The organism is Streptomyces sp. NPDC036984 (genome assembly GCF_055607665.1).
In genome coordinates this window covers 266,362-290,142 of record NZ_JBVJRL010000004.1, presented here as the reverse complement: position 1 = coordinate 290,142, position 23,781 = coordinate 266,362, and the positions used below count along the sequence as shown (strand labels likewise).

General features: G+C 72.5%; 20 protein-coding genes. 11 read left to right on the top strand and 9 right to left on the bottom strand.

All coding sequences use genetic code 11. The features are described 5' to 3' along the window. Positions 1-298 precede the first annotated feature (298 nt). Genes ACZ7DL_RS10660 through ACZ7DL_RS10640 form a run of 5 tightly spaced genes read left to right on the top strand, consistent with a single transcriptional unit; the run spans position 299 to position 6,867 of the window. Positions 299-1,936: an ABC transporter substrate-binding protein gene (locus tag ACZ7DL_RS10660; protein WP_470773179.1), complete on the top strand. Its 1,638-nt coding sequence runs from the start codon at positions 299-301 to the stop codon at positions 1,934-1,936. Between the two features lie 4 nt (positions 1,937-1,940). Beyond that, positions 1,941-2,897 carry an ABC transporter permease gene (locus ACZ7DL_RS10655; protein WP_470773177.1) on the top strand — a complete coding sequence of 319 codons (957 nt, stop codon included), beginning with the start codon at positions 1,941-1,943 and terminating at the stop codon, positions 2,895-2,897. Beyond that, positions 2,897-4,873, top strand: coding sequence for a dipeptide/oligopeptide/nickel ABC transporter permease/ATP-binding protein (locus ACZ7DL_RS10650; RefSeq protein ID WP_470773175.1), 1,977 nt, complete (start codon positions 2,897-2,899; stop codon positions 4,871-4,873). The genes ACZ7DL_RS10655 and ACZ7DL_RS10650 overlap by 1 nt, the downstream gene beginning before the upstream one ends. Further along, the gene (locus tag ACZ7DL_RS10645) at positions 4,870-5,874 is read left to right on the top strand and encodes an oligopeptide/dipeptide ABC transporter ATP-binding protein (RefSeq protein WP_470773173.1); all 1,005 of its coding nucleotides are present in this window, start codon (positions 4,870-4,872) and stop codon (positions 5,872-5,874) included. The genes ACZ7DL_RS10650 and ACZ7DL_RS10645 overlap by 4 nt, the downstream gene beginning before the upstream one ends. After that, the gene (locus tag ACZ7DL_RS10640; protein ID WP_470773171.1) at positions 5,875-6,867 is read left to right on the top strand and encodes a dihydrodipicolinate synthase family protein; all 993 of its coding nucleotides are present in this window, start codon (positions 5,875-5,877) and stop codon (positions 6,865-6,867) included. On the opposite strand, the gene ACZ7DL_RS10635 is transcribed toward ACZ7DL_RS10640, so the two are convergent. From ACZ7DL_RS10635 to leuA, 6 genes are all read right to left on the bottom strand, one after another. Then, positions 6,855-8,057, bottom strand: a complete 1,203-nt coding sequence (locus ACZ7DL_RS10635) for a sialidase family protein (RefSeq protein WP_470773169.1) — start codon at positions 8,055-8,057, stop codon at positions 6,855-6,857. The genes ACZ7DL_RS10640 and ACZ7DL_RS10635 overlap by 13 nt on opposite strands. After that, positions 8,054-8,719 (bottom strand): response regulator, encoded by a 666-nt coding sequence (locus ACZ7DL_RS10630; protein ID WP_470773168.1) that lies wholly within the window; start codon positions 8,717-8,719, stop codon positions 8,054-8,056. The genes ACZ7DL_RS10635 and ACZ7DL_RS10630 overlap by 4 nt, the downstream gene beginning before the upstream one ends. Further along, positions 8,716-9,909, bottom strand: a complete 1,194-nt coding sequence (locus ACZ7DL_RS10625) for a sensor histidine kinase (protein ID WP_470773166.1) — start codon at positions 9,907-9,909, stop codon at positions 8,716-8,718. Before ACZ7DL_RS10625 ends, ACZ7DL_RS10630 begins: the two co-directional genes overlap by 4 nt. Before the next feature lie 45 nt (positions 9,910-9,954). Next, positions 9,955-12,030, bottom strand: coding sequence for an MMPL family transporter (locus ACZ7DL_RS10620; RefSeq protein ID WP_470773164.1), 2,076 nt, complete (start codon positions 12,028-12,030; stop codon positions 9,955-9,957). A gap of 163 nt (positions 12,031-12,193) precedes the next feature. After that, positions 12,194-12,889, bottom strand: coding sequence for a TerB family tellurite resistance protein (locus tag ACZ7DL_RS10615; protein ID WP_470773162.1), 696 nt, complete (start codon positions 12,887-12,889; stop codon positions 12,194-12,196). A 185-nt stretch (positions 12,890-13,074) separates the two neighbouring features. Further along, positions 13,075-14,796 carry a 2-isopropylmalate synthase gene (gene leuA / locus ACZ7DL_RS10610; RefSeq protein ID WP_470773161.1) on the bottom strand — a complete coding sequence of 574 codons (1,722 nt, stop codon included), beginning with the start codon at positions 14,794-14,796 and terminating at the stop codon, positions 13,075-13,077. A gap of 334 nt (positions 14,797-15,130) precedes the next feature. Here leuA and ACZ7DL_RS10605 point away from each other — a divergent pair, with 334 nt between their 5' ends. Genes ACZ7DL_RS10605 through ACZ7DL_RS10595 form a run of 3 tightly spaced genes read left to right on the top strand, consistent with a single transcriptional unit; the run spans position 15,131 to position 17,861 of the window. Further along, positions 15,131-16,198: a M4 family metallopeptidase gene (locus ACZ7DL_RS10605; protein WP_470773158.1), complete on the top strand. Its 1,068-nt coding sequence runs from the start codon at positions 15,131-15,133 to the stop codon at positions 16,196-16,198. A gap of 22 nt (positions 16,199-16,220) precedes the next feature. After that, positions 16,221-16,487, top strand: coding sequence for a protealysin inhibitor emfourin (locus ACZ7DL_RS10600; RefSeq protein WP_470773156.1), 267 nt, complete (start codon positions 16,221-16,223; stop codon positions 16,485-16,487). Between the two features lie 57 nt (positions 16,488-16,544). Next, entirely contained in the window at positions 16,545-17,861 is a 1,317-nt protein-coding gene (locus ACZ7DL_RS10595; RefSeq protein WP_470773154.1) for a GH1 family beta-glucosidase, read from the top strand. Between the two features lie 4 nt (positions 17,862-17,865). Here the strand turns inward: ACZ7DL_RS10595 and ACZ7DL_RS10590 are convergent, their stop codons facing one another. Then, a complete protein-coding gene (locus tag ACZ7DL_RS10590; protein ID WP_470773152.1) occupies positions 17,866-18,711 on the bottom strand; it encodes an NAD-dependent epimerase/dehydratase family protein in 846 nt (281 codons plus the stop codon). A 134-nt stretch (positions 18,712-18,845) separates the two neighbouring features. Here ACZ7DL_RS10590 and ACZ7DL_RS10585 point away from each other — a divergent pair, with 134 nt between their 5' ends. Next, a complete protein-coding gene (locus ACZ7DL_RS10585) occupies positions 18,846-19,706 on the top strand; it encodes a helix-turn-helix transcriptional regulator (protein WP_470773150.1) in 861 nt (286 codons plus the stop codon). A gap of 342 nt (positions 19,707-20,048) precedes the next feature. Here ACZ7DL_RS10585 and era read toward each other — a convergent pair whose 3' ends face one another. After that, entirely contained in the window at positions 20,049-21,002 is a 954-nt protein-coding gene (gene era, locus ACZ7DL_RS10580) for a GTPase Era (RefSeq protein ID WP_470773149.1), read from the bottom strand. Between the two features lie 175 nt (positions 21,003-21,177). On the opposite strand from era, the gene ACZ7DL_RS10575 reads away from it, so the two are divergent. Further along, entirely contained in the window at positions 21,178-22,488 is a 1,311-nt protein-coding gene (locus ACZ7DL_RS10575; RefSeq protein ID WP_470773147.1) for an ammonium transporter, read from the top strand. Then, a complete protein-coding gene (locus ACZ7DL_RS10570) occupies positions 22,485-22,823 on the top strand; it encodes a P-II family nitrogen regulator (protein ID WP_356151878.1) in 339 nt (112 codons plus the stop codon). The genes ACZ7DL_RS10575 and ACZ7DL_RS10570 overlap by 4 nt, the downstream gene beginning before the upstream one ends. Here the strand turns inward: ACZ7DL_RS10570 and ACZ7DL_RS10565 are convergent. Then, positions 22,717-23,727, bottom strand: a complete 1,011-nt coding sequence (locus tag ACZ7DL_RS10565; protein WP_470773145.1) for a DUF916 domain-containing protein — start codon at positions 23,725-23,727, stop codon at positions 22,717-22,719. The genes ACZ7DL_RS10570 and ACZ7DL_RS10565 overlap by 107 nt on opposite strands. Positions 23,728-23,781: the final 54 nt, after the last annotated feature.

Here is a 23,781-nt window from a genome sequence, read left to right as displayed (position 1 = left end):
CTCTTTGCGCACCCAGGGTGACGCTCCGCCTCTACACTCGGCGGCAGCCTGCGCCCCGACGAGGCGGAACGTCACCGCTCGGACGAGGCCGGGGCGCTCGTGTGCGCCCCGGGCGGGGCCGCACCCAGGGGTGTCCGCCGCGCCTTCAGCGGTCCCGACCTGTGGCGGCTGGGCCATTCGTGTGCGCGCTCTTGACCGCCCCCGGGGGCCCTCCTATGGTCGCGCTACCGACCGGACGTAGGACGTAGGACGTCGTATCTCACCTCCCACCCTCCCCCATCCACCCGCTGGAGGACCCGTGCGCGACGACGACGTGACCCCCGACGTACCGGCACCCCACCGCCGGCAGTTCCTGAGCTACGCGGGCACGCTCGGCGCGGCCCTCGCCCTGCCGCCCGTGCTGGCCGGCTGCTCGACCGGCCCGGAGTCCACGAACGACACCGGGGGCGGCGGCACCGGCAAGGACCGGACGCTGACCGCCGTGATCGGGTACGGCAACGACGGCAGCTGGGATCCGACCCAGACCGCGTCGGCGTTCGCGATGGCCGCCAACAACCACATCTACGAGGGGCTGCTGGACACCGACCCGATCACCCGGGCGCCGTATCCGGCGCTCGGCACCGAGATCCCGGCGGATCCGAGCGCCACCACCTGGCGGTTCACCCTCCGCCCGGGCGCGACCTTCCACGACGGCAAGCCCGTCACCGCCGACGACGTCGTGTTCGTCTTCGACCGGATCCTGGACCCGAAGACGCAGACCCTCGCCAAGGGCTTCTTCGTCTCCTGGCTGAAGAGCGTCCGCAAGGTCGACGCGGGGACCGTCGAGCTGGTGCTGAAGTTCCCCTTCCCGGACGGGCTCTCCCGGCTCACCCTCGCCAAGATCATGCCGAAGCACGTGTTCTCCCGGCCCGGTGCCTGGGACGACGCGATCAAGGGGCTGGCGGTGGGCTCGGGGCCGTACCGGCAGACCGCGCACCATCCGAAGTCCAACACCGCCTTCGAGGCGTTCGCCGCGTACAACGGCCCGCGCAAGCCGGCCTTCCGGAAGATGAACTGGCTCACCATCGTGGACGCCGCTCCCCGTGTCGCGAAGATCTCCGGGACCGGTGCCGGCGCGCAGGTCGCGGACAACATCCCCTACGCGAACATCCCCCGGCTGGAACAGGGCGGTCTGAAGGTCGCGGGCGGCGCCGGGATGAACAACCTCTTCCTGATGTTCAACACCCGGCACAAGCCCTTCGACGACGTCCGGGTGCGGCAGGCGCTGCACTACGCCATCGACACCGAGAAGATGGTGCGGGTCGCGCTGAAGGGGCACGGAAAGCCGGCGTCCTCGTTCCTCGACGAGGGAAACCCCGGCTACCGGCGGGCCGGGACCGTCTACGACCACGACCCGGCGAAGGCGAAGGCGCTGCTGAGGGCCGCGGGGGTGAAGAACCTCACGGTCGAGATCCTCGCGGTGAACGTCAGCTGGATCGTCGACTGTCTGCCGACCATCAAGTCCTCCTGGGACGCGATCGGCGTCGAGACCACCCTGGCGCCGCAGGAGACCACGGCCGTCTTCACCAAGATGGACCAGAAGCAGGACTACCAGGTGGTGGCGGCGGCCTCCAACCCGAACCAGTTCGGGCTCGACGCCGACCTGATCATGCACTACAACTACGGCCCCGAGAACCTGTGGATGCGGTACACGCGGTGGGGCGGCCACCCGGTCGCCCGGCGGCTCTTCACCGACATGGACCGGGCGACCCGGGAACCGGATCCCGCGAAGAAGAAGGCGATGATCCAGGACTACATCGACGTCGTCGCCGAGCAGGCCGTGCTCTACCCGGTCGTCCACAACGAGCTGATGACCGCCTGGGACGCGCGCGAGCTCAGCGGGATAAGGGCCCAGCCGTACCCGGGCATCAATCTGCTCCAGGCCAACTGGATCTGACGGCATGACGGCCGTCGTACGGATCCTGCTCCGCCGCATCGCCCTGCTCGTACCGCTGCTCCTCGGCATCGTGCTGTTCGTGTTCCTGGTGATGCGGTTCTCGGACGTCGACCCGGCGTCCGCGTTCTTCCAGGGCGCCAATCCGACCCCGCAGCAGCTGCACGACTTCCGGGAGCGCAACGGGCTGCTGGACCCGCTGCCGGTGCGGTACGTCCACTTCGTCGGCGACCTGCTCCGCGGCGACCTCGGCACCAGCGCCCTGACCCGCGCCCCGGTGGTCGACCAGGTCACCACCGCGCTGCCGCTCACCCTCCAGCTGACTTTCCTCGGCCTCGCCCTCGCGGTCGTGCTGGCGCTGGCGGGCGGGGTCACGGCGGCCGTGTACCGGGACCGGCTGCCCGACCAGTTCATCCGGGTCGTCTCGCTGGTCGGAGTGGCCGCGCCCGGGTTCTGGCTGGCGCTGCTGATGATCCAGTACCTGGCCGTCGACCGGGGCTGGTTCCCGACCGGCGGCTACATCAACCCGGCCGACTCCGTCACCGGCTGGCTGAAGACCATGGCCCTGCCCGCCGTCGCCCTGTCCCTGCCGGTCGCCGCCCAGCTGACCCGGATCGTCCGGACGTCCGTGGTGGAGGAGCTGGACAGGGACTACGTCCGTACGGCCGTCGGGAGCGGGCTGCCGCCCCGGGTGGTGGTCGGCCGGAACGTGCTGCGCAACGCCCTGGTCAATCCGCTCACCGTGCTCGGCCTGCGGGTCGGCTACCTGCTCGGCGGCGCGGTCGTCATCGAGACGATCTTCTCCCTGCCCGGCATGGGCAAGCTGATGATCGACGCCGTGCAGAACGGGGACCCGGCGGTGGTGCAGGGCGTCGTGCTCACCACAGCCACCGGGTTCGTCGTCGTCAACCTCGTCATCGACATTCTGTATCTGCTGGTCAACCCACGACTGAGGGCGGGCTGATGGTCACGCGCGCGAGCCTCACCGAGCGGCTGTCCCGGCCCGGCGTCCGGCTGCGCGGCCCGCGCCGGCTGCCGCTGCTGTCGAAGGTCGCCGTCTGCTTCCTGGCCGTGGTCGTGCTGGTCGCCGTCCTCGCGCCGGTCCTGGCCCCGGACGATCCGCTCGACCAGCAGGACCCGGCCGGCGGGACCGGGGCGCCGTCCGCCGCGCACTGGATGGGACAGGACAGCCTGGGCCGGGACATCCTGAGCCGGCTGATGTACGGCGCCCGGTGGTCGCTGGCGATCGGGCTGGGCGCGACCGCGCTCGCGCTCGTCGTCGGCGCCGTGCTCGGGGCGCTCGCCGCCACCTCCCGCAAGGCGGTGGACGAGACGCTGATGCGCTGCCTCGACGTGGTGATGGCGTTCCCGGGCATCGCGCTCGCGGCCGTGCTGGTCGCCGTGTTCGGCGGCGGGATCGGCGTGCTGATCTGCGCCATCGCGTTCCTGTTCACGCCGCCGGTGGCGCGGGTCGTGCGGGCCAACGTACTCGACCAGTACGGCGAGGACTACGTCACCGCCGAGCGGGTGATCGGCGCCCGCACCCCGCACATCGTGCTGCGGCACGTGGCCGTCAACTGTGCCGCCCCGGTGCTGGTGTTCTGCACGGTCCAGGTCGCCGAGGCCATCGTGTTCGAGGCGTCCCTGTCCTTCATCGGCGCGGGCGTCCGGCCCCCGGACCCCTCCTGGGGCAGTGTCATCGCCGACGGCAAGAACATGGTGCTGACCGGCGGCTGGTGGGCGACCGTCTTCCCCGGACTGCTGATCCTGCTCACCGTGCTGTCGCTGAACATCCTCTCCGAGGGCGTGTCGGACGCGTGGGCCGCGCCCGCCCCGAGGGAGGTGCGGGCGCCGGAGGACCGGCTGGAGACGCCCGAGCCCGGCACCGGCGAGGTGCTGCCGCTCCCCGGTCTCACCGAGGCCGCCCGGCGGCTGCGCTCCCGGGCCCGGCCGCTGCCCGACCGGAGCGGCGGGCCGGTGCTCGCCGTGGAGGACCTCGCCATCGGCTTCCCGGACCGGCACCGGGGTGTGGACATCGTGGCCGGGGTCAGCTTCGAGGTGTATCCCGGTGAGGTCCTCGGGCTGGTGGGCGAGTCGGGCTGCGGCAAGTCGCTGACCGCGCTCACGGTCATGGGCCTGGCGCCGAAAGGCGCCCGGATCGGCGGCCAGGTGCGGTTCAGGCAGCGGGATCTGCTCGCCGAGCCGATGCGGGTGCGGCGGCGGCTGCTCGGCCACGAGATGGCCATGGTCTACCAGGACGCCCTGTCCTCCCTGAATCCGGCCATGACCATCCGCGCCCAGCTGAAGCAGCTCGTCCGGCGCGGCGGCCGGCGCAGCCCGCGGGAGCTGCTGTCACTGGTCGGTCTCGACCCGGAGCGCACCCTGCGCAGCTATCCGCACGAGCTGTCCGGCGGCCAGCGCCAGCGCGTGCTCATCGCCATGGCCCTCTCCCGTGACCCGAAGCTGATCGTCGCCGACGAGCCGACCACCGCCCTGGACGTCACCGTGCAGGCCCAGGTCATGGAGCTGCTGCTCGGGCTGCGCGCGGAGCTGGGCTTCGCGCTGATCCTGGTCTCGCACGACCTGGCGCTGGTCGCCGACATCACCGACCGGGTAGTGGTGATGTACGGCGGGCAGATCGTGGAGAGCGGGGTGACCGCCGACCTGGTGGCGGCTCCGGCCCACCACTACACGCGCGGCCTGCTCGGCAGCGTGCTCTCGCTGGAGTCGGCCGAGGAGCGGATGACGCAGATCAAGGGGGTCGTCCCGGCCCCGGCCGACTTCCCGGCGGGCTGCCGGTTCGCCGACCGCTGCCCACTCGCCACCGAGGTGTGCCACCGGTCCGCCCCGGTCCTCGCGGGCACCCCGGCGCACACGACCGCCTGTCACCACCCGGCGGTGGAGCCGACATCGGCGGAGAGCGAGGAGGCGCTGCAGTGACCGCTGTCGTGGAGGTGCGGGACGCGCACGTCGTGCACAAGGCGCGCACCGGCGGCCTGTTCCGGCGGGACCGGGTGTACGCCCTGACCGGCGCCGGTCTCTGCGTGGCACCCGGGGAGACGGTCGGCGTGGTCGGCGAGTCGGGGTGCGGGAAGTCGACGCTGGCGAAGGTACTGGTGGGCATCCAGCGGCCGGTCTCGGGCACGGTGTCGTTCCAGGGCCGGGACCTGTGGGCGATGCCGCCCGCCGAACGCCGGGCCGCGGTCGGCGCGGGCACCGGCATGATCTTCCAGGACCCGTCGACGGCCCTGAACCGCCGGCTGACGATCCGCCGCATCCTGCGCGACCCGCTGGACGTCCACCAGCGCGGCGGCCGGGCCGAACGGGAGGACCGGGTGCGGGAGCTGATGGCCCTGGTGGGGCTCCCCCGCGCCCTGTCCGACGCCCTGCCCGGGCAGCTGTCCGGCGGGCAGCGGCAGCGCGTCGCCATCGCCCGCGCGCTCGCCCTGGACCCGGCCCTGGTCGTCGCCGACGAGCCGACCAGCGCCCTGGACGTGTCGGTCCGGGCGCAGATCCTCAACCTGCTGCTGGACCTGAGGGAACGCCTCGGTCTCGCGCTGGTCTTCGTCTCGCACGACATCCAGACGGTACGGCGGATGAGCGACCGGGTGATCACCATGTACCTGGGCCGGATCGTGGAGGAGACCCCGGCCGGCCGGGTCCCCGACAGCGCCAGGCACCCGTACACGCGCGCCCTGTTCTCGGCCACCCCCGGCCTGCTGGACCCCATCGCCCCGATCCCGCTGTCCGGTCCGGTGCCCTCGGCGACCCGCCCGCCGAGCGGCTGCCCGTTCCGCACCCGGTGCTGGAAGGCCGACGAGGTGTGCGCCCAGGTGATGCCGGACTTCTCGGCCGCGTCGCAGCCCGGACACCGCTACCGGTGTCACCATCCTGTGGAGGAGGACCAGTCGACGCGAGACCTAGCAAGCCAGGAGCCCTGAATGTCCTTCCCCGCATCCAGTGAGCCGGCGCGCAACGCCCCGGAGGCGAACGAATCAGTGCAGTTGACCGGTGTCGTCCCTCCCGTCTGCACTCCGCTGACGCCGGAGCGCGAGGTGGACGTGCGCTCGCTGCTGCGCCTGGTCGACTTTCTGGTGGAGGCCGGGGTGCACGGGCTGTTCCTGCTCGGCTCCACCTCGGAGGCCGCCTTCCTGACGGACCGGCAGCGCCGGCAGGTGGTGGAGGCCGTCACCGCGCACGTGGCCGGTCAGCTGCCCGTCCTCGCGGGCGCCATCGACATGACCACTCCGCGCGTCCTGGACCAGGTCTCGGCGGTCACCGCGGCCGGCGCCCGGGCCGTCGTCGTCACCGCTCCCTTCTACGCCCGCACCCACCCCTCGGAGATCGTCCACCACTACCGCCGCATCGCCGCCGCCAGCCCGGTTCCGGTGATCGCCTACGACATCCCCGTCGCCGTGCACACCAAGCTCCCCGCCGACCTGGTGCTGGGGCTCGCCGGGGACGGTGTGCTGGCCGGGATCAAGGACTCCAGCGGGGATCTGGCGGCCTTCCGGGACGTCGTCACCGGCGCTCGGGCCCACCCCGGCTTCAGCGTGCTGACCGGCTCCGAGCTGATCGCCGACGCCGCGCTGGCGCTGGGCGCCGACGGGGCAGTGCCGGGCCTGGCCAATGTCGACCCGCATGGCTATGTCCGCCTCTACCGGCAGTGCCGGGCGGGCGACTGGGAGGCCGCGCGGACCGAACAGGAGCGGCTGTGCGCGCTGTTCGGGCTGACCGGTGCCGGGGACCGGGCGCGGATGGGCGGCAGTTCGTCGGCGCTGGGCGCGTTCAAGGCGGCGCTGCATCTGCGGGGTGTGATCGACTGCCCGGCGACCGCCGAGCCACAGGTCCCGCTGTCCGGCGACGAGGTCGAGCGGGTCGGCAAGTTCCTGGCGGCCGCCGGGCTGCTGGGCCTGGGCGATCACCGGCGCTGAGGGCCGCCCCAGGGCAGGCGGAACCTGCGGAACTCCAGGGATTCGTAGGGGCTTCGGGCGCCGGTCTCGTAGAGCACGCCGATCGTGTCGTGGGTGAGCTGGACCAGGTCGGAGTAGGCGGCCGGGCGGTCCGAGAGGGTGAGCAGCCTGGTGAAGGTGCGGCCGGCGTCCGTGCCGGCCCACAGGGCCAGGGCGCGGCGGGCGGTCGGCACGGAGGGGGCGGAGAACAGCAGCGGGGCGTCGGCGCCGCGGAGCTGAAGGACGCTGCCCTGGACCACCGGGACGTCGTTCAGGGCCGGTTGCACGGTGTAGGGGCGGTCGAGGGTGCGGCCACCGTCGCCGGAGTAGGCGTCGAGGCGGTTGCCGGGCACGCTGCCGTTCTGGTCGCGGGCGCTGAAGTAGACGCCCCCGTCGGGGAGTTGGGCGGCGCTCGTCTCGTTGGTGTTGGTCCTGCCGTCGTAGGTGGCGTCCACGAAGCCGAGGTGCCAGGTGCGGCCGGTGTCGTCGCTGTACAGGGCGTGGCCGCCGTAGTACCGGGGCTCCTGCCCGGTGTCGCGGGAGCCGGCGGGCGGAGCCGCGGAGTGGTTGGCGGGGATGAGCAGGCGGCCGGTGTGGGGCCCCCGGGTGAGGGCGACGGCGTGGCCGGGGCCGGTGGCGTACCAGCGCCAGCCGGGCCGCGTCACCTCCGCGGTGATGTCCCGCGGGGGCGTGAAGCGCCGGCCGTCGTCCCAGCTGCGCTGCACGAACACCCGGCGGCCCCGCTCCGGGGCGACCTCGCCGCGCATGATCTGCCCCTCGGTCACGGTCCCGCCGTTGGCGCAGGTCACCACGACGACGGCACCGGTGCGCGGGTCGACCACGGGCGCCGGGTTGCCCCGGGTGTTCCCGTGCCCGGCGGCCACCACGCGCAGCGGGCCCCAGGTGCAGCCGCCGTCGGTGGAGCGGCGCAGGACCACATCGATGTCACCGGTGTCACCGGCACTGCCGCGCCGGCCCTCGGCGAAGGCGAGGACCGTACCGTGCCTGGTCTTCACCACGGCGGGGATGCGGTAGGTGGCGTATCCGCCGCGCCCCGACTCGTACGGCAGGGAGGAGACACAGCCGCCGGACGCGGCGTGCGCGGGCATCCGGGCGGTGAGCGAGGTCAGGAGCGCCAGGCTGGTGAGCAGGGAGCGGCTGCGCGGGGTCACCCGCTGATGTTCCCCGGGATCACCAGCCCCGATTCGTAGCCCAGGATCACCAGCTGGGCCCGGTCCCGGGCGCCGACCTTGCCCATGATCCGGCTGACGTGGGTCTTGGCGGTGAGCGGGCTGAGCCCCAACACCTCGGCGATCTCGGTGTTGTTGAGGCCTCGGGCGACCAGTGTCAGCACCTCCCGCTCCCGGTCCGACAGGCACTCGGGGCCGCCCGTCGCCGGGGTGGACGGGCTGCGCAGAAACCGCTCGATCAGCCGTGCGGTGGGCCCCGGGGAGAGCAGGGCGTCTCCGGCGGCGACCGTGCGGATCGCGTCGAGGAGATCGGCCGGGCGGGTGTCCTTGACCAGGAAGCCGGAGGCACCTGCGCGCAGCGCGTCGACGATGTTCTCGTCGGTGTCGTACGTGGTGAGGACCAGCACCCGCAGCCCGGCGAGGTCCTTGTCGGCGGCGATGATCCGGGTGGCCTCGATGCCGTCCAGGCGGGGCATGCGGATGTCCATCAGCACGAGGTCGGCGCGTTCGGTGCGGGCGAGGTCGACCGCCTCCCGGCCGGTGCCCGCCTGGCCCACGACCACCATGTCCGGCGCGGACTCCACCAGCATCGCGAAGGCGGCCCGGACCAGGGTCTGGTCGTCGGCGAGCAGCACTCGGATCATCGCTCCTCCCCCAGCGGCAGGAGGGCGCGCACCTCGAAGCCCCGGCCGTCCGTGCGCGGCCCGGCCTCGACCGTCCCGCCGACGCTGCGGGCCCGCTCCCGCATGCCGACGAGCCCGAAGCCGGACGTGCCCACGGCCCGGTCGCCGCCACCCGCTCCGTCGTCGGTGACCCGCACCCGCAGGGCGCCCTCCGCCCGCCGGACACCCACCCGGACGGTGAGGTCGTCCCGGCCGCCGTGGCGCACGGCGTTGGTGAGCGCCTCCTGCACGATCCGGTAGGCGGCGGCCCCCACGGCGGGCGGGACCTCGCCGGCCTGTACCGACAGGTCGACGCGGGCGCCCGCCGTCTTCGCCAGGTCGGCAAGGCCGTGCAGGCCGGGCAGCGGGTCACGGGCGTCCGGGGAGCCGGGGTCGCGCAGCACCTCCAGGGTCGTGCGGAGTTCGCCGCGGGCCGTGCGGCAGGTCTCGGCGATGTCGTCCAGGGCGCGGGCGACTGCCGTGCGGTCGAGGCGGTCGGGGTCGGCGGCCAGGACGTGCGCGGCGACCGAGGTCTGCACCCCGATGAGGGTGATGCTGTGGGCGAGCAGGTCGTGCAGGTCCCGGGCGATGCGCAGGCGTTCCTCGGCGACCCGGCGGCGGGCCTCCTCCTCCCGGGTCCGTTCGGCGCGTTCGGCCCGCTCCAGCGCGGCGGCGGCGTTCTCCCGGTGGGCGCGGATGTAGCCGCCGAGGACGAGCATGGAGACGATCCAGCCGGTGATCTGGAAGGTCACCGCCAGCCCGGCCGTCCCGTGGTCGATCTTCAGGACGGCCATGAGCGCGACGACGGCGCAGCCGACGAGGGCCGTGTGCCGGGGGCTCGCGTTCACCGCGAACGTGTAGAGGACGACCATGGACGCGGCGGTCGGCGCGGAGTGGTTGTAGTCGAGCCGGTGGTAGACCGCGATCAGCGGAATCATGAGCGCGAGAACGGCCAGCGGGGCTCGCCGGCGCCAGGCGAGCGGCGCGTGCAGGGCGAGGAGCAGGGTCCAGCCGAGCGGGTCCGGGTGCCGGCCGCTGCCGACGGTGACGGCGATGCCGGAGGCGAGGACGGCGAGTCCGGCGGCGAGACAGACGTCCTGCTGCCGGGGGTCCAGGGACGCGAAGGCCCGTCGGGGCCGGGTGGCGGTGATGGTTGCCTGCACGGGTTTCATCTTCCGGTAGGCGGGCGCCCCTGCCGAGGGCGGGGCGCCCGGAGGTCAGGCCACGGGCTCCGGGACGCGCTCGCGCCCGGCGGACGGCGTCCGGGACAGCGGCCCCGGCCACCACACCCGCCGGCCCAGTGCCACGCTCGCGCTGGTCACCAGGTAGGTGCGGACCAGGAAGGTGTCGAGCAGGACGCCGACGGCGATGACGAAGCCGAGCTCGACCAGCGGCACCAGGCCCATGTTCGTGAGCACGGCGAAGGTGGCCGCGAGGACCAGCCCGGCGGAGGCGATGACCCCGCCGGTCGTGCGCAGTGCGGTCAGCGCGGCCTGCGCGGGCTCCGCCCCGCCGAGGGACTCCTCCCGCATCCGGTGCATCAGGAAGATGCCGTAGTCGACGCCGAGGGCGACCAGGAAGACGAAGGACAGCAGGCCGAGCCCCGGGTCGGTGCCGTGGAAGCCGAACAGTGGTCCGAAGAGAAGCCCGCCGAGGCCGAGGGCCGCGCCCCACACGGCGACCACGGCGGCCACCAGGAGCAGGGGGGCGAGAAGGGAGCGCAGCAGGGCGAGAAGGATGAGCAGCACCGAGACGAGGACCATCGGGACGACCACCAGCCGGTCGCGGGCGTCGGTGTCCCGCAGGTCGAGCTGCTGGGCGCTGGGGCCGCCGACGTGGGAGCCGGGCAGCCGGTGCCGGAGCGCCTCGATGACGGTGGTCTCGGCGGCGGACTCGGGCGGGGCCGAGGTGGTCACCGCGATCTCGGTCCATCCGCCGCCGGTACGGCCCTGACGGGCGTCCGCCACTCCCTTGGTGTCCTGGACGGCGGCCAGGGTGGCTTCGGCCCGGCCGGCCGGGGTCAGGACCTCGATGGGCTGCGCGGACCGCTCGGGGTAGGCCCGGGCCACGGTCTCCATGGCGGTCACGGACTCGGGCCGGTCGACGAAGGTGTCCAGCTGCCGGAGCGAGCCGGGCAGGTTCAGCGTGCCCAGCGCGAGCGCGCCGAGCAGGGCGGCGCCGCAGGCGAGGACGGTCAGCGGGCGGCGCCCGGCGGAGGAGCCCATCGCGGCGAACAGGGAGCGGCGGACCGTGGGCGTGCTGCCGTGGGCGGGCACGAGCGGCCAGAAGACCCGGCGGCCGAGCAGGACGAGGACGGCCGGGAGCAGGGTCAGCATCGCGGCCAGGGCGCACAGCACGCCGACGGTGCCGAGCGGGCCCATGCCGCGGCTGGAGTTGAGGTCGGCGGCGAGCAGGCACAGCAGCCCGGCGGCGACCGTGCCGGAGGAGGCGAGGACGGCGGGCCCGCAGCCGCGCAGCGCTGCCCGCATGGCGTCGTACGGCCGCTCGTGGCGCCGGAGTTCCTCGCGGTAGCGGGCGACGAGGAGGAGGGCGTAGTCGGTTCCGGCGCCGAAGACGAGGATGGTCATGATGCCGGCGCTCTGGCCGGTCACGCTGGTGCCGAGGGTCTGGTTGAGGCCGTAGGCGGCCGACCGGGCCAGGAGGTCGGACAGGCCGGCGACGATGAGCGGGACCAGCCACAGCACCGGGCTGCGGTAGATGAGGATGAGCAGGACCGCGACGGCACCGATCGTGGTGTAGAGCAGGGGGCCGCCGAGGGAGGAGTAGATGCCGGAGGCGTCGGTGGCGAGGGCGGCCGGACCGCCGACCCGTACCGTCAGACCTCCCTCGCTGTGAGCGGCTCGGCGGACGTCGGCGACGAAGGCATCCCGCCGCTTCTCGTCGGTGCCCGGTTCGTTGCTGGTGACCGGGTACAGCAGGGTGGTGCCGTCGGTGGACGGGACGCCCCGGGGCGGGGTGGTCAGGGTGTGCTGCCGGGCGATCGCCCGGATCTGCCGGGCGGCGGTCGCCCGGTCGGCGGCGGTGAGTGTGCCGGCGCGGTGGTAGACGAGGACGAGCCGGGTGGTCTCGCCGCCCGGCAGCCGTTCCTCCAGCTCGGCGACCTGGGTGGAGTCGGCGGACGCCGGCAGGTAGTCGGTGGCTCGGTCGTGCTGGACGTCGGCGAGCCGGGCGGCGAACGGCGCCGCCACTGCCAGCAGGACCACCCACAGCCCCACCACCAGCCACGGCAGCCTCCGCCGCCCGCGTGTCTCCCGTGCAGTCGTGGCCCCCATGGATACGGGCCTCCCCTCTGGAACGGATCTCTGGATACGGCTTCCAGACTTCCGCCGGAGAGGGACGTGTTCGTCGGGTGTGGGGGCGAGTTCGGCGGTACTGCCGGGGGTGGCCTCGCAGGGGCGTTACTCCCGGGGGAGTATCGGGGAGCGCCGGGCGGGGTCAGGAGGGGGTGCGGGCCGCGGCCAGCAGGCGGGTGACGTCGTCGGCGCGGATGGTGAGGGCCGCGCCGACGGTGGCGAGGGCGTCGCGTTCGGCGGGGGTGTAGGGGCCGTCGGCGAGTGCGATGCGGGCGGCCTGGAGGAGGAGGGACTCGCGGCCGGCCGGGGCGAGGTGCGGGGCGAGCGGGTCCAGGGCCTCGTGCAGCTCTATGGTCAGACTCGCGCCGGCCGGCTGCTCGAAGAACCTTCCGGTGTCGGCGGCGAGGGCTTCGACCAGGGCGGCCAGCTGGTCCTCGGTGCAGTCGGCGAAGCCGGCCGCGCGGACCGTGGCGGCGGCCGTCTCCAGGGCCGTACGGGAACAGGTGCCGCCCGCGGCGAGCACGGCGAGGGCGACGGTGTGCACGGCGTCGCGGAGCATTGCGGAGAAGCGGCGGGTGGTGGGGTGGTCCAGGACCTCGGTGCCGAAGTGGTGCCGGCAGGCCGCGCACTCCACGACGGGTCCGGTCGTGCCGCGCGGCAGCACGGGCACGCCGAGCAGGGTGAGGCGGCGACGGCCGGTCAGTCGCTGGTAGTTGCGGTCACCGCCGCAGCCGGGGCAGAAGAACTCGCCGTCCCCGACGGGTGTCCACGCGGTGCGGGTGCCCAGGATGCGCACAGCCCTGGTGGCACGGCCGTCTCGTCCCCGTACTGGCAGCACGTCGCACCTCCCTAATCGCACGGCAGCATCGCCGTGCTGGCGTGATGTTAGCCACATCCCGGAGCCTGAGTCAGTACCCCGTAAGAGACCTTTCCGTGACCTGAGGGGCACGATGGCCGATAAACGACGCCGCCCTGACCGCCGGACACGGTGGTCAGGGCGTCGAAGGACCCGGTCGGACGGGGTCAGCGGGCCGCGCGGTTCACCGCGGAGACGACCGCCTTCAGCGACGCACGCGTCGTGTTCGCGTCGATACCGATCCCCCACAGGACCTTGCCGTCGATCGCGCATTCGATGTACGAGGCGGCCTGCGCGGAGGCGCCCTCGCTCATCGTGTGCTCCTGGTAGTCCAGCAGGCGTACGTCGATGCCGATGGACTGGAGGGCGTCGAAGAAGGCCGAGATCGGACCGTTGCCGGAGCCGGACAGGACCCGGTCCTCGCCGTCGACGGTGGCCTCGACGGTGAGGGTGTCCACGCCGTCGGTGTCGGTGGTCGACTGGCCGGTCCTGACCTGGATGCGGCCCCACGGGTTCTGGGGGTTCGGCAGGTACTCGTCCTGGAAGACCGCCCAGATCTCCTTCGGCGTGATTTCGCCGCCCTCGGCGTCGGTCTTCGCCTGGATGATCCTCGAGAACTCGATCTGCATCCGGCGGGGCAGGTCGAGCTTGTGGTCGTTCTTCAGGACGTAGGAGATACCGCCCTTGCCGGACTGGGAGTTGACCCGGATGACGGCCTCGTAGGAGCGGCCGACGTCCTTCGGGTCGATCGGCAGGTACGGCACCGCCCACTCGATGTCGTCGACGGTGACGCCCTTGGCCTTGGCGTCGGCCTCCATGGCGTCGAAGCCCTTCTTGATGGCGTCCTGGTGGGAGCCGGAGAAGGACGTGTAGACCAGGTCGCCCACGTACGGGTGGCGCGGGTGGACCTCCATCTGGTTGCAGTACTCCCACGTGCGACGGATCTCGTCGATGTCGGAGAAGTCGATCTGCGGGTCGACGCCCTGCGAGAACAGGTTCATGCCCAGGGTGACCAGGTCGACGTTGCCGGTGCGCTCGCCCTGTCCGAACAGGCAGCCCTCGACGCGGTCGGCGCCGGCCATCAGCGCCAGCTCGGCGGCGGCGACGGCCGTGCCGCGGTCGTTGTGCGGGTGGACGGAGACGCACACGTACTCGCGGCGGGAGAGGTTGCGGCTCATCCACTCGAAGCGGTCCGCGTGCGTGGACGGCGTCGAACGCTCCACCGTGGCGGGCAGGTTGAGGATGATCTCGCGGCCCGGGCCCGGCTGGTAGACGTCCATGACCGCCTCGCAGACCTCCAGCGCGAAGTCCAGCTCGGTGTCGGTGAAGATCTCGGGGCTGTACTGGTAGCCGAACTCGGTCTCGGGGCCCAGCAGCTTCTCGGCGTACTCCATCACCAGGCGGGTGCCGTCGACGGCGATCTGCTTGATGTCGTCCTTGGAGCCGCGGAAGACGACCCGGCGGAAGACCGGGGCGGTGGCGTTGTACAGGTGGACGGTGGCCCGGCGGGCGCCCTTCAGGGACTCCACGGTGCGCTCGATCAGGTCCTCGCGGGCCTGGGTCAGGACGGAGATGGTCACGTCCTCGGGGATCGCGCCCTCTTCCTCGATGATCGAGCGGACGAAGTCGAAGTCGGTCTGGCCGGAGGCGGGGAAGCCGACCTCGATCTCCTTGTAGCCCATCTTGACCAGCTGGTCGAACATCCGGCGCTTGCGCTCGGGCGACATCGGGTCGATCAGGGCCTGGTTGCCGTCGCGCAGGTCGGTGGAGAGCCAGCGGGGGGCGGCGGTGATCCGCTTGTCGGGCCAGGTGCGGTCCGGGATGTCGACCTGCTCGTAGCGGCCGTACTTGTGGATCGGCATGGGGCTGGGCTGCTGGCGGTTGGCCATGGTGCGTAAGGCTCCTCAGGATGTCCGGAAGGACGGCCGACGACGCAACGCCAAGCTCCGCGGGGAGGGAGTCGGCCTCGACTACAGGCCCTCGCCGCGGCAGCTAAGAAGAAGCAGCCAGAAACGCATGATGCTCCGCAGCCTAGCCGAGCGGTTCCCGGGCGCGTGGACCTGTCCCAGTATGCGGGACCACCGGGCGAAAATGGACAAAAGGTGTGCTGCACCACATCGCCGTACCACAGCGTCACGGAGCGTCGCGTTCCCTGTCCCGGTATTTCACCAATCATGGTGGCAGGTAGTGACACTGGCGTCACACAGTGCAAGGGTGCCGGGCATGACGACCAACGGGGGCTTCCAGCCCGTCTTCTGCACGATCGTGCCGCCGCACGTCCTCGACAAGCTCGCCCGCACCGAGGACCCCGCGCTCTCCGGCCCGGCCCGCCGGTCCCTGGAGCACGACGCCTACCAGCGCACCAAGCGCCGCCTGACCACGGTGCTCGGTGCGCCCGCCGTCGCCCCGCCCGCGGGCGCCGCCGACCGGCCGCACCGCACCGTCTACGACGCCGAGCACTCCCAGGACCTGCCCGGCACCAAGGTCCGCGAGGAGGGCTCCGAGCCCGGCTCCGACGCCACGGTCAACCGCGCCTACGCGGGCCTCGGCGCCACCTTCGACCTGTACCTCAAGGTGTACGGCCGGAACTCCATCGACGGCAACGGGCTGCCGCTGGACGCCACCGTGCACTTCGGTGAGGGCTACGACAACGCCTTCTGGAACGGCGAGCAGATGGTGTTCGGCGACGGCGACAACGAGATCTTCCTCGACTTCACCATCCCGGTCGACGTCATCGGCCACGAGCTGACCCACGGCGTCACCCAGTACACGGCCAACCTGGACTACCACGGCCAGTCCGGCGCGCTCAACGAATCCCTCTCCGATGTCTTCGGCTCGCTGATCAAGCAGTACACGCTCGGCCAGACCGCCGCCGAGGCCGACTGGCTGATCGGCGCCGGGCTCCTCGCCCCGCGCGTCACCGGCACCGCCCTGCGCTCGATGAAGGCCCCCGGCACGGCGTACGACGACGACGTCCTCGGCAAGGACCCGCAGCCGGCGACGATGGAGGACTACGTCCGCACCGGCCGCGACAACGGTGGCGTGCACATCAACTCGGGCATCCCCAACCACGCGTTCTACCTGGCCGCCACCGCCCTCGGCGGTCACTCCTGGGAGAAGGCCGGACAGATCTGGTACGACGTGCTCACCGGCGGCGAACTGAAGGAGGACGCCCTCTTCGTCGACTTCGCCACACTGACGGTGAAGGCGGCCCGCGAGCGGTACGGCGCCGGGGACGAACTCCAGGCCGTGCAGAAGGCGTGGGAAGAGGTGGGGGTGCGGACGCTCTAGTTCCGTACTAGACATCAGACCCATGCGTATTCGAGTGCGGCGCACGGGCGGTTTCGCGGGCATCGAGCGCCGGGCCGAGGTGGACACCTCGGGCCGGCCCGACGCCCAGGAGTGGCAGGACCTGGCCGAACGCGTCCTCGCGTCCGGCCGGGGCACGCCTTCGACAGGCGTCCCGGACGGCTTCAGCTACGAGATCACGGTGGACGGCCGCACGGTGTACGCGGCCGATCCCCGACTGAGCGAGGACCAGCGGCAGTTGGTGTCACGGGTGCTGAAGGAAGGCGCGTGACGGCCGGTTCCCGCCGGGGCGTTGACTTCCGTTACCGCGGGTACGGATGATCCGGCCATGGCGACTGACGCAGGCACCGCGATTCCTCGGTTCCCGGCCGGATTCCTCTGGGGCGTGTCGACCTCGGCGCACCAGATCGAGGGGGCGGCCGAGGAGCGGGAGCCTTCCGTGTGGGACGTGTTCACGGCCGAGCCGGGGCGGGTGAAGGACGGCTCCACTGCGGCGGTCGCCTGCGACCACTACCACCGCTACCGCGAGGACGTGGCCCTCCTCGCCGGCCTCGGCGTGGACGCCTACCGCTTCTCCGTCTCCTGGCCCCGGGTGAACTCCCCCGGCGGTCTGGACTTCTACGACCGCCTGGTGGACGAGCTGTGCGCGGCGGGCGTACGGCCGGTGCCCACCCTGTTCCACTGGGATCTGCCCGCCTCGCTGGACTGGCTGGAGCGGGACACGGCGGCCCGGTTCGCCGACCATGTGAGCGTGGTGGCGGACCGGCTCGGCGACCGGGTCCGCAAGTGGATCACCCTCAACGAACCCGCCGAACACACGCTGCTCGGGCACGCCCTGGGCGCACACGCCCCCGGCCGGAAGCTGCTGTTCGACGCGCTCCCGGTCGCCCACCACCAGCTGCTGGCCCACGGTCTGGCCGTACGGGCGCTGCGCGCGGCCGGCGCGAGCGACATCGGCATCGCCAACTCCCACGGCCCCACCTGGCCCGCCTCGCAGGAGCAGGCGGACCTGGAGGCGGCCGGCTTCTACGACGTCCTCCTCAACCGCCTCTTCGCCGACCCGGTCATCCTGGGCGCATACCCCGAGGGCATGGGTGACCTGATGCCGGGCGACGTCGAGTCCGACCTGAAGGTGATCGCCGAGCCGGTCGACTGGTACGGCGTCAACTACTACGCCCCGACGAGGGTGGGCGCCCCGCAGGGCACCGAGACCGAGTTCGGCGGACTGGCGATGCCGCCGGAACTTCCCTTCTCGGTCCGGCAGATCGAGGGGCGGCCGACGACGGACTTCGGCTGGCCGGTCGTCCCGGAGGGCCTGACGGAACTGCTCACCGGCTTCCGCGACCGGTACGCCGACCGGCTCCCGCCCGTGGTCATCACCGAGAACGGCTGCTCCTACGAGGGCGTCGACGACCAGGAACGGATCGCCTACCTGGACGCCCACATCCGGGCCCTGCACCGGGCGATCGAGGCCGGGGTCGACGTACGCGGCTACTTCGTGTGGTCCCTGATGGACAACTTCGAGTGGGCCGAGGGCTACGCCCGCCGCTTCGGACTGGTGCACATCGACCACCCGACCCTGAAGCGCACCCCCAAGGCCTCCTACCACTGGTTCCGGGACCTGCTGCGGGCCCAGAGCGCGTAGCCCCTCACAGGGCTCCGGCGTCCCGAGCGGCCCACAGGGTCGGGAAGTGGGGCCGGTAGCCGAGTTCGCGGCGGATGCGGTCGGTGGACGCGATCCCGTACCAGGGGTCGGGGTCGGGCCCGTCCGCCGGCGGTTCCACGCCGAGGAGCCGGTGGATCTCCAGCACGGTGACCGGGGCGTCGTCGGCGATGTTGTAGACCCGGCCATCGGCGCCGGGAGCGTACAGCAGGCGGGTCAGGCCCTGGGCGACGTCGGCGACGTGGACCAGGTGGTGCCGCTTGGTGGCCGGCTGGTGGGCGGTCCAGCGGGTGATGCCGGGCAGGTGCGGGTCGCCCTCGCCGTAGACGAAGCCGAGGCGGCCCACCCGGACGTCCAGCCCGTCCAGCTCCAGCAGGCCGCGCTCGGCCGCCGCCTTGGCCTGCGGGTACGCCATCCACATCGGGCCGCCCGGCACGGTGGGGTCGTCCTCGAGGTGCGGCCGGCCGCGCCCGAGGCCGTACACCAGGATGGTGCTGGCCTGCACGAACCGTCGGACCCCGGCGGCGACGGCCGCGCGGCCGAGCTCCAGTGCGGCGTCCCGGTTGACGGCCCACATCTCCTCCTCGGGCACGCCCCGGAAGGAGGCCGCGATGTTGACGACCGCGTCGACTCCGGTGAGCGCCTTGCCGAGGACGTCGGTGTCGCGCAGATCGCCGACGACGACCTCGGCGCCGCGCTCGGCGAGGTCTGCGGCGCGGGTCTCGTCGCGGACGAGCACACGGACCTTCTCGTCCGGCCGGGCCTGGGCGAGCAGCCGGGGGGCGAAGCCGCGCCCCACCTGTCCGGTGACGCCGGTGATCAGGGTCAGCATGGCGGTGTTCCTCTCGATCGAAGCCGGTTCGGTGCTGCCAGCCTCGGCCGCGGGCGGCGACGGTGGGAGAGACCTCCCGATCGGGGGATCGACAGTCCCTGGATAAGCCGGCCGGTCCGGCGCAGCCTGGAGGGGTGAACCGAGCCGAACTCGCCGACTTCCTGCGCCGTGGCCGCGCCCGCCTGGAACCCTCCGACGTGGGCCTCGCGCCCGGTGCCCGCCGCCGTATCCCCGGACTGCGCCGGGAGGAGGTGGCGGCGCTGGCCGGGATGTCGGTCGACTACTACACGCGCCTGGAGCAGTCCCGCGGCCCTCGGCCCTCCCGCCAGATGCTGACGGCGCTGGCCCGGGCGCTGCGGCTGACCGACGACGAACGGGACCACCTCTTCCACCTGGTCGGCGAGGAGCCCCCGCGCCGGGACGCGGCCTCGGCCCACGTCCGCCCCGGGCTGCTGCTGGTCCTGGACCGGCTGTACGACTCGCCGGCGCAGGTGGTCACGGACAGCGGTGCGGTGCTGGCGCAGAACTCGCTGGCCAAGGCGCTGGTCGGGGACGCGCTCGCACGCCCGCCGCGGGAGCGGAACCTGACCCGCCGCTTCTTCCTGGACCCCACGGCCCGCGCCCTCTTTCCGCCGGAGGACCTCCCGGCGCACGCCCGCGACCACGTGGCCAACCTGCGCGCGGTGGCGGCGGCCCGCCCCGACGACCCGGAACCGGCGGCCCTGGTGGCCGAACTACGCGCGGCCAGCGAGGAGTTCGCCCGGCTCTGGGACACACACGAGGTGTCCCTGCGCCGCCCCTCCACCAAGCGCTTCCTGCACCCGGTCGTGGGCCTCCTGGAACTCGACTGCGAGGTCCTGCTGAGCCACGAGGCCCACCACCACCTCATCATCCACACGGCCCGCCCCGGCACGGAGTCCCACGAGAAGCTGGAGCTGCTGCGGGTGGTGGGAACACAGGACCTGACCCCACGGGACGCCACCCAACCGAGGTGAGGCGCCGCGGGGGCGAGACGCCGGGCCGCGGGCGCAAGGCCCCCGAGGCAGGGCCGCCCACCCGATGCCGGGCGCAAAACGCCGAGGGGCGGGCGCAAGACGCCGGGCGCAAAGCCCCGAGGCGCAGGCGCAAGACGCCGGGCGCAAAGCCCCGAGGCGCAGGCGCTCACGGTGCCCCGGCGCGACGCGGCCGTGCGGGGTAAGCAGCGCGCCCCTGCGCGGCGCGGCACGCCGTGCCAGGTCGGCGGCGCGTGTGGGGTCCGGGCGATCGTGGGGTCCGGGGCGGAGCCCCGTGGCGGGCGCCTTGCAGCCGGCCGAGTCGGGTGGGTGGGTGGGAAAGGGCTAGAAGCCCAGCTTGCGGAGCTGCTTCGGGTCGCGCTGCCAGTCCTTGGCCACCTTCACGTGCAGGTCCAGGAAGACCGGCGTCCCCAGCAGCGCCTCGATCTGCTTGCGGGACTTGATGCCGACCTCCTTCAGCCGCTTGCCCTTGGGGCCGATGATGATGCCCTTCTGGGAGGGGCGCTCGATGTAGACGTTGGCATGGATGTCGAGGAGGGGCTTGTCGGCGGGGCGGTCCTCGCGCGGGAGCATCTCCTCCACGACCACCGCGATGGAGTGCGGCAGCTCGTCGCGTACGCCCTCCAGCGCGGCCTCACGGATCAGCTCCGCGATCATGACCTGCTCGGGCTCGTCGGTGAGGTCGCCCTCGGGGTAGAGGGCGGGGCCCTCGGGCAGCATCGGGATCAGCAGGTCCGCCAGCAGGTCGACCTGCTTGTTCGCGGTCGCCGACACCGGGACGATCTGCGCCCACTCGATGCCCAGCTCCTTGCCCAGCTGGTCGATCGCGATCAGCTGCTCGGCGAGGGCCTTGGAGTCGACGAGGTCCGTCTTGGTGACGATGGCGACCTTCGGGGACTTCTTGATCCCCGCCAGCTCCTTGGCGATGAAGCGGTCACCGGGACCGATCTTCTCGTTCGCCGGCAGGCAGAAGCCGATCACGTCGACCTCGGCCCACGTCGTGCGTACGACGTCGTTGAGCCGCTCGCCGAGCAGCGTGCGCGGCTTGTGGAGACCGGGCGTGTCCACCAGGATCAGCTGGGAGTCCGGCCGGTGCACGATGCCGCGCACCGTGTGCCGCGTGGTCTGCGGCTGGTTCGCGGTGATCGCCACCTTCTGCCCGACCAGAGCGTTCGTGAGGGTGGACTTGCCCGCGTTGGGGCGGCCCACGAAGCAGGCGAAGCCGGCGCGGTGGACGGTCTCGGCCGGCTGCTCGGATGACTGGGTGCGAACGCTCATGGTGACCATTCTCCCTGATCCACAAGACAGTGCCGTACCGGCCCGGACCAGCCCCCGCCGCCGTGAGTTTCCGGAAACCCGCACGCAACGAAACGTCACGGAAACACACCCGTACGCGACCGGAAACGCACACCGGTGACCCTCTGACGCAGCCCCCACACCGTTGGAGACGCCCGTGACCTTCGCCGCCGCCGCCGTGAACACCGGAGACACCGCCTGGCTGCTCGCCGCGACCGCCCTCGTGCTGCTGATGACCCCGGGCCTCGCCCTGTTCTACGGCGGCATGGTCCGCACGAAGAGCGTCCTCAACATGCTGATGATGAGCTTCGTGTCGATCGCCCTGGTCACGGTGGTGTGGCTGGCGGCCGGCTACTCCCTGGCCTTCGGCGACGACATCGGCGGCGGCCTGATCGGCGGGCTCGGTCACGCCGGTATGCGCGGCCTCGGCCCGGACAGCGTCCACGGCACCGTCCCGACCGTCCTCTTCGCCACCTTCCAGCTGACCTTCGCGATCATCACCGCCGCGCTGATCAGCGGCGCGGTCGCCGACCGTACGAAGTTCTCGGCGTGGCTGGTCTTCGTACCGGTGTGGACGCTGCTCGTATACGTTCCGGTCACCCACTGGGTGTGGGGCCCCGGCGGCTGGATCCTCGACAAGCTCGGCGCGCTCGACTTCGCCGGCGGTCTGCCCGTCGAGATCACCTCCGGCGCCTCCGGGCTCGCACTCTGCCTGGTCCTCGGCCCCCGCCTGGGCTTCAAGAAGGACGCCATGCGCCCGCACAACCTGCCCATGGTGGTCCTCGGCGCCGGCCTGCTCTGGTTCGGCTGGTTCGGCTTCAACGCCGGCTCCGCGCTCGGCGCGAACGGCCTCGCCGCCGCCGCGTTCCTCAACACGCTCGCCGCCGGCTGCACCGGCCTGCTCGGCTGGCTCTTCGTCGAGCAGCGGCGCGACGGCCACCCGACCACCCTGGGCGCGGCCTCGGGCGCGGTGGCCGGCCTGGTCGCGATCACCCCGTCCTGCGGCACGGTCTCCCTGCTCGGCGCCCTCGTCGTCGGCCTCGCCGCCGGTGTCGTCTGCTCGTACGCCGTGAGCTGGAAGTTCAAGCTGAACTACGACGACTCCCTGGACGTCGTCGGCGTTCACCTGGTCGGCGGCATCATCGGCACCCTGCTGATCGGCCTGTTCGCCGAGAAGGCGATGACCGGCGGGGCGGAGGGTCTCTTCTACGGCGGCGGGCTCGCCCTGCTCGGCAAGCAGCTGCTGGCCGTGGTGGTCGTGGGTGGGTACGCCTTCGCGGTGACGTACGGCCTCGGCAAGCTGATCGACAAGGCGATGGGCTTCCGGGCGAGCGAGGAGCAGGAGCACACCGGCCTGGACCTTACGGTGCACGCCGAGACGGCATACGATCACGGCGTCCTGGGCCACGGTGCCCCGGTCAGCGCGTCCGTCCTCTCCTCCGCCCAGAAGGTCAAGACCCAGGCATGAAGCTCATCACCGCGATCGTCAAGCCCTACCGTCTGGACGAGGTCAAGACCGCTCTCCAGGAGCTGGGGGTGCACGGTCTGACCGTGACCGAGGCGAGCGGCTACGGCCGGCAGCGCGGCCACACCGAGGTCTACCGGGGGGCCGAGTACCGGGTCGACCTGGTGCCGAAGGTGCGGATCGAGGTCGTCGTGGAGGACGCGGTCGCCGAGGACGTGATCGACGCGATCGTCAGGGCCGCGCAGACGGGGAAGATCGGGGACGGGAAGGTGTGGGCCGTCCCCGTGGAGACGGTCGTCCGGGTGCGGACCGGCGAGCGCGGACCCGACGCGCTCTGACCAGCAGCACCCCGGTCAGCACACCCACGGCGAACACCAGCGTCACCAGCAGCCAGGGCAGCGCGAGGAAGCCGGCGCTCGCCGACTCCCGGGTGTCCTGGGCGCTCGCGGTGAGCGTCACGTCCGCCTGGTCGAACTGGGGCGCCCCGCGCCAGGTCTCGACCAGCCGCACCCGCTGCCCCGGCAGCAGCTCTGCGGGCACCCGGGTCAGCTCCCGGTCGAGCAGCGTACGGCCGAACAGCCCGCGTGCCTTCAGCTGCACCTTGGGGCTGAGGGTGACGTTGCCGGTGTTGTGCAGGGTGTAGGAGACGGTGGCCGTGCTGTCGCCGAGGCCCGGGATCAGCGGCTGGTGGTGGCTGATCCGCAGCTGCCCGACGGAGAGCGCGGGCAGCGCGGGCCCGCCCACCCGCAGATAGACGCGGGCGCCGACGGCCCGCTGCACACCGAGCGCGAGCCGGCCGCTGCCGGGGTCGACCCGCTCGTCGACGGCGACGATCGCGCCGGGATGGTCGCCGGGCTCGGCGTCCTGCGGGACGCGCAGGGTGAAGGGCACGGTGACGGTCCTGTGCCCGGGCACGGTGATCCGGGACTTCGCGGGCCTGGCCCAGGCGCCCACTCCGCGCATGCGTTCCCCGGCGGCCCGCACGGCGAAACCGCCGTCCCGAGCGGTGTTGTAGGCGTCGGCCGCGTACAGCCGGAAGGTGAGCGGCCGCCCGGTCCTGTTCCGGACGGCGACCTTGTCGCCGAGGGTCTGGCCGGGCTCGGCGGAGAGGGTGAAGTAGGGCCGCGCGGCGATCTTCGAGGCGACCGGGTAGACGGACCAGCTGCCGTTGTCGGCGGCGCGGGCGGGCGTGGCCTGCCAGGACAGCAGAAGCCCCAGGAGAAGGACGTACAGCTTGCGCATGGGTGCGGACCCCCACGGACCGGAGACAGGGGAACGGGCGGGTGCGGACGCCCG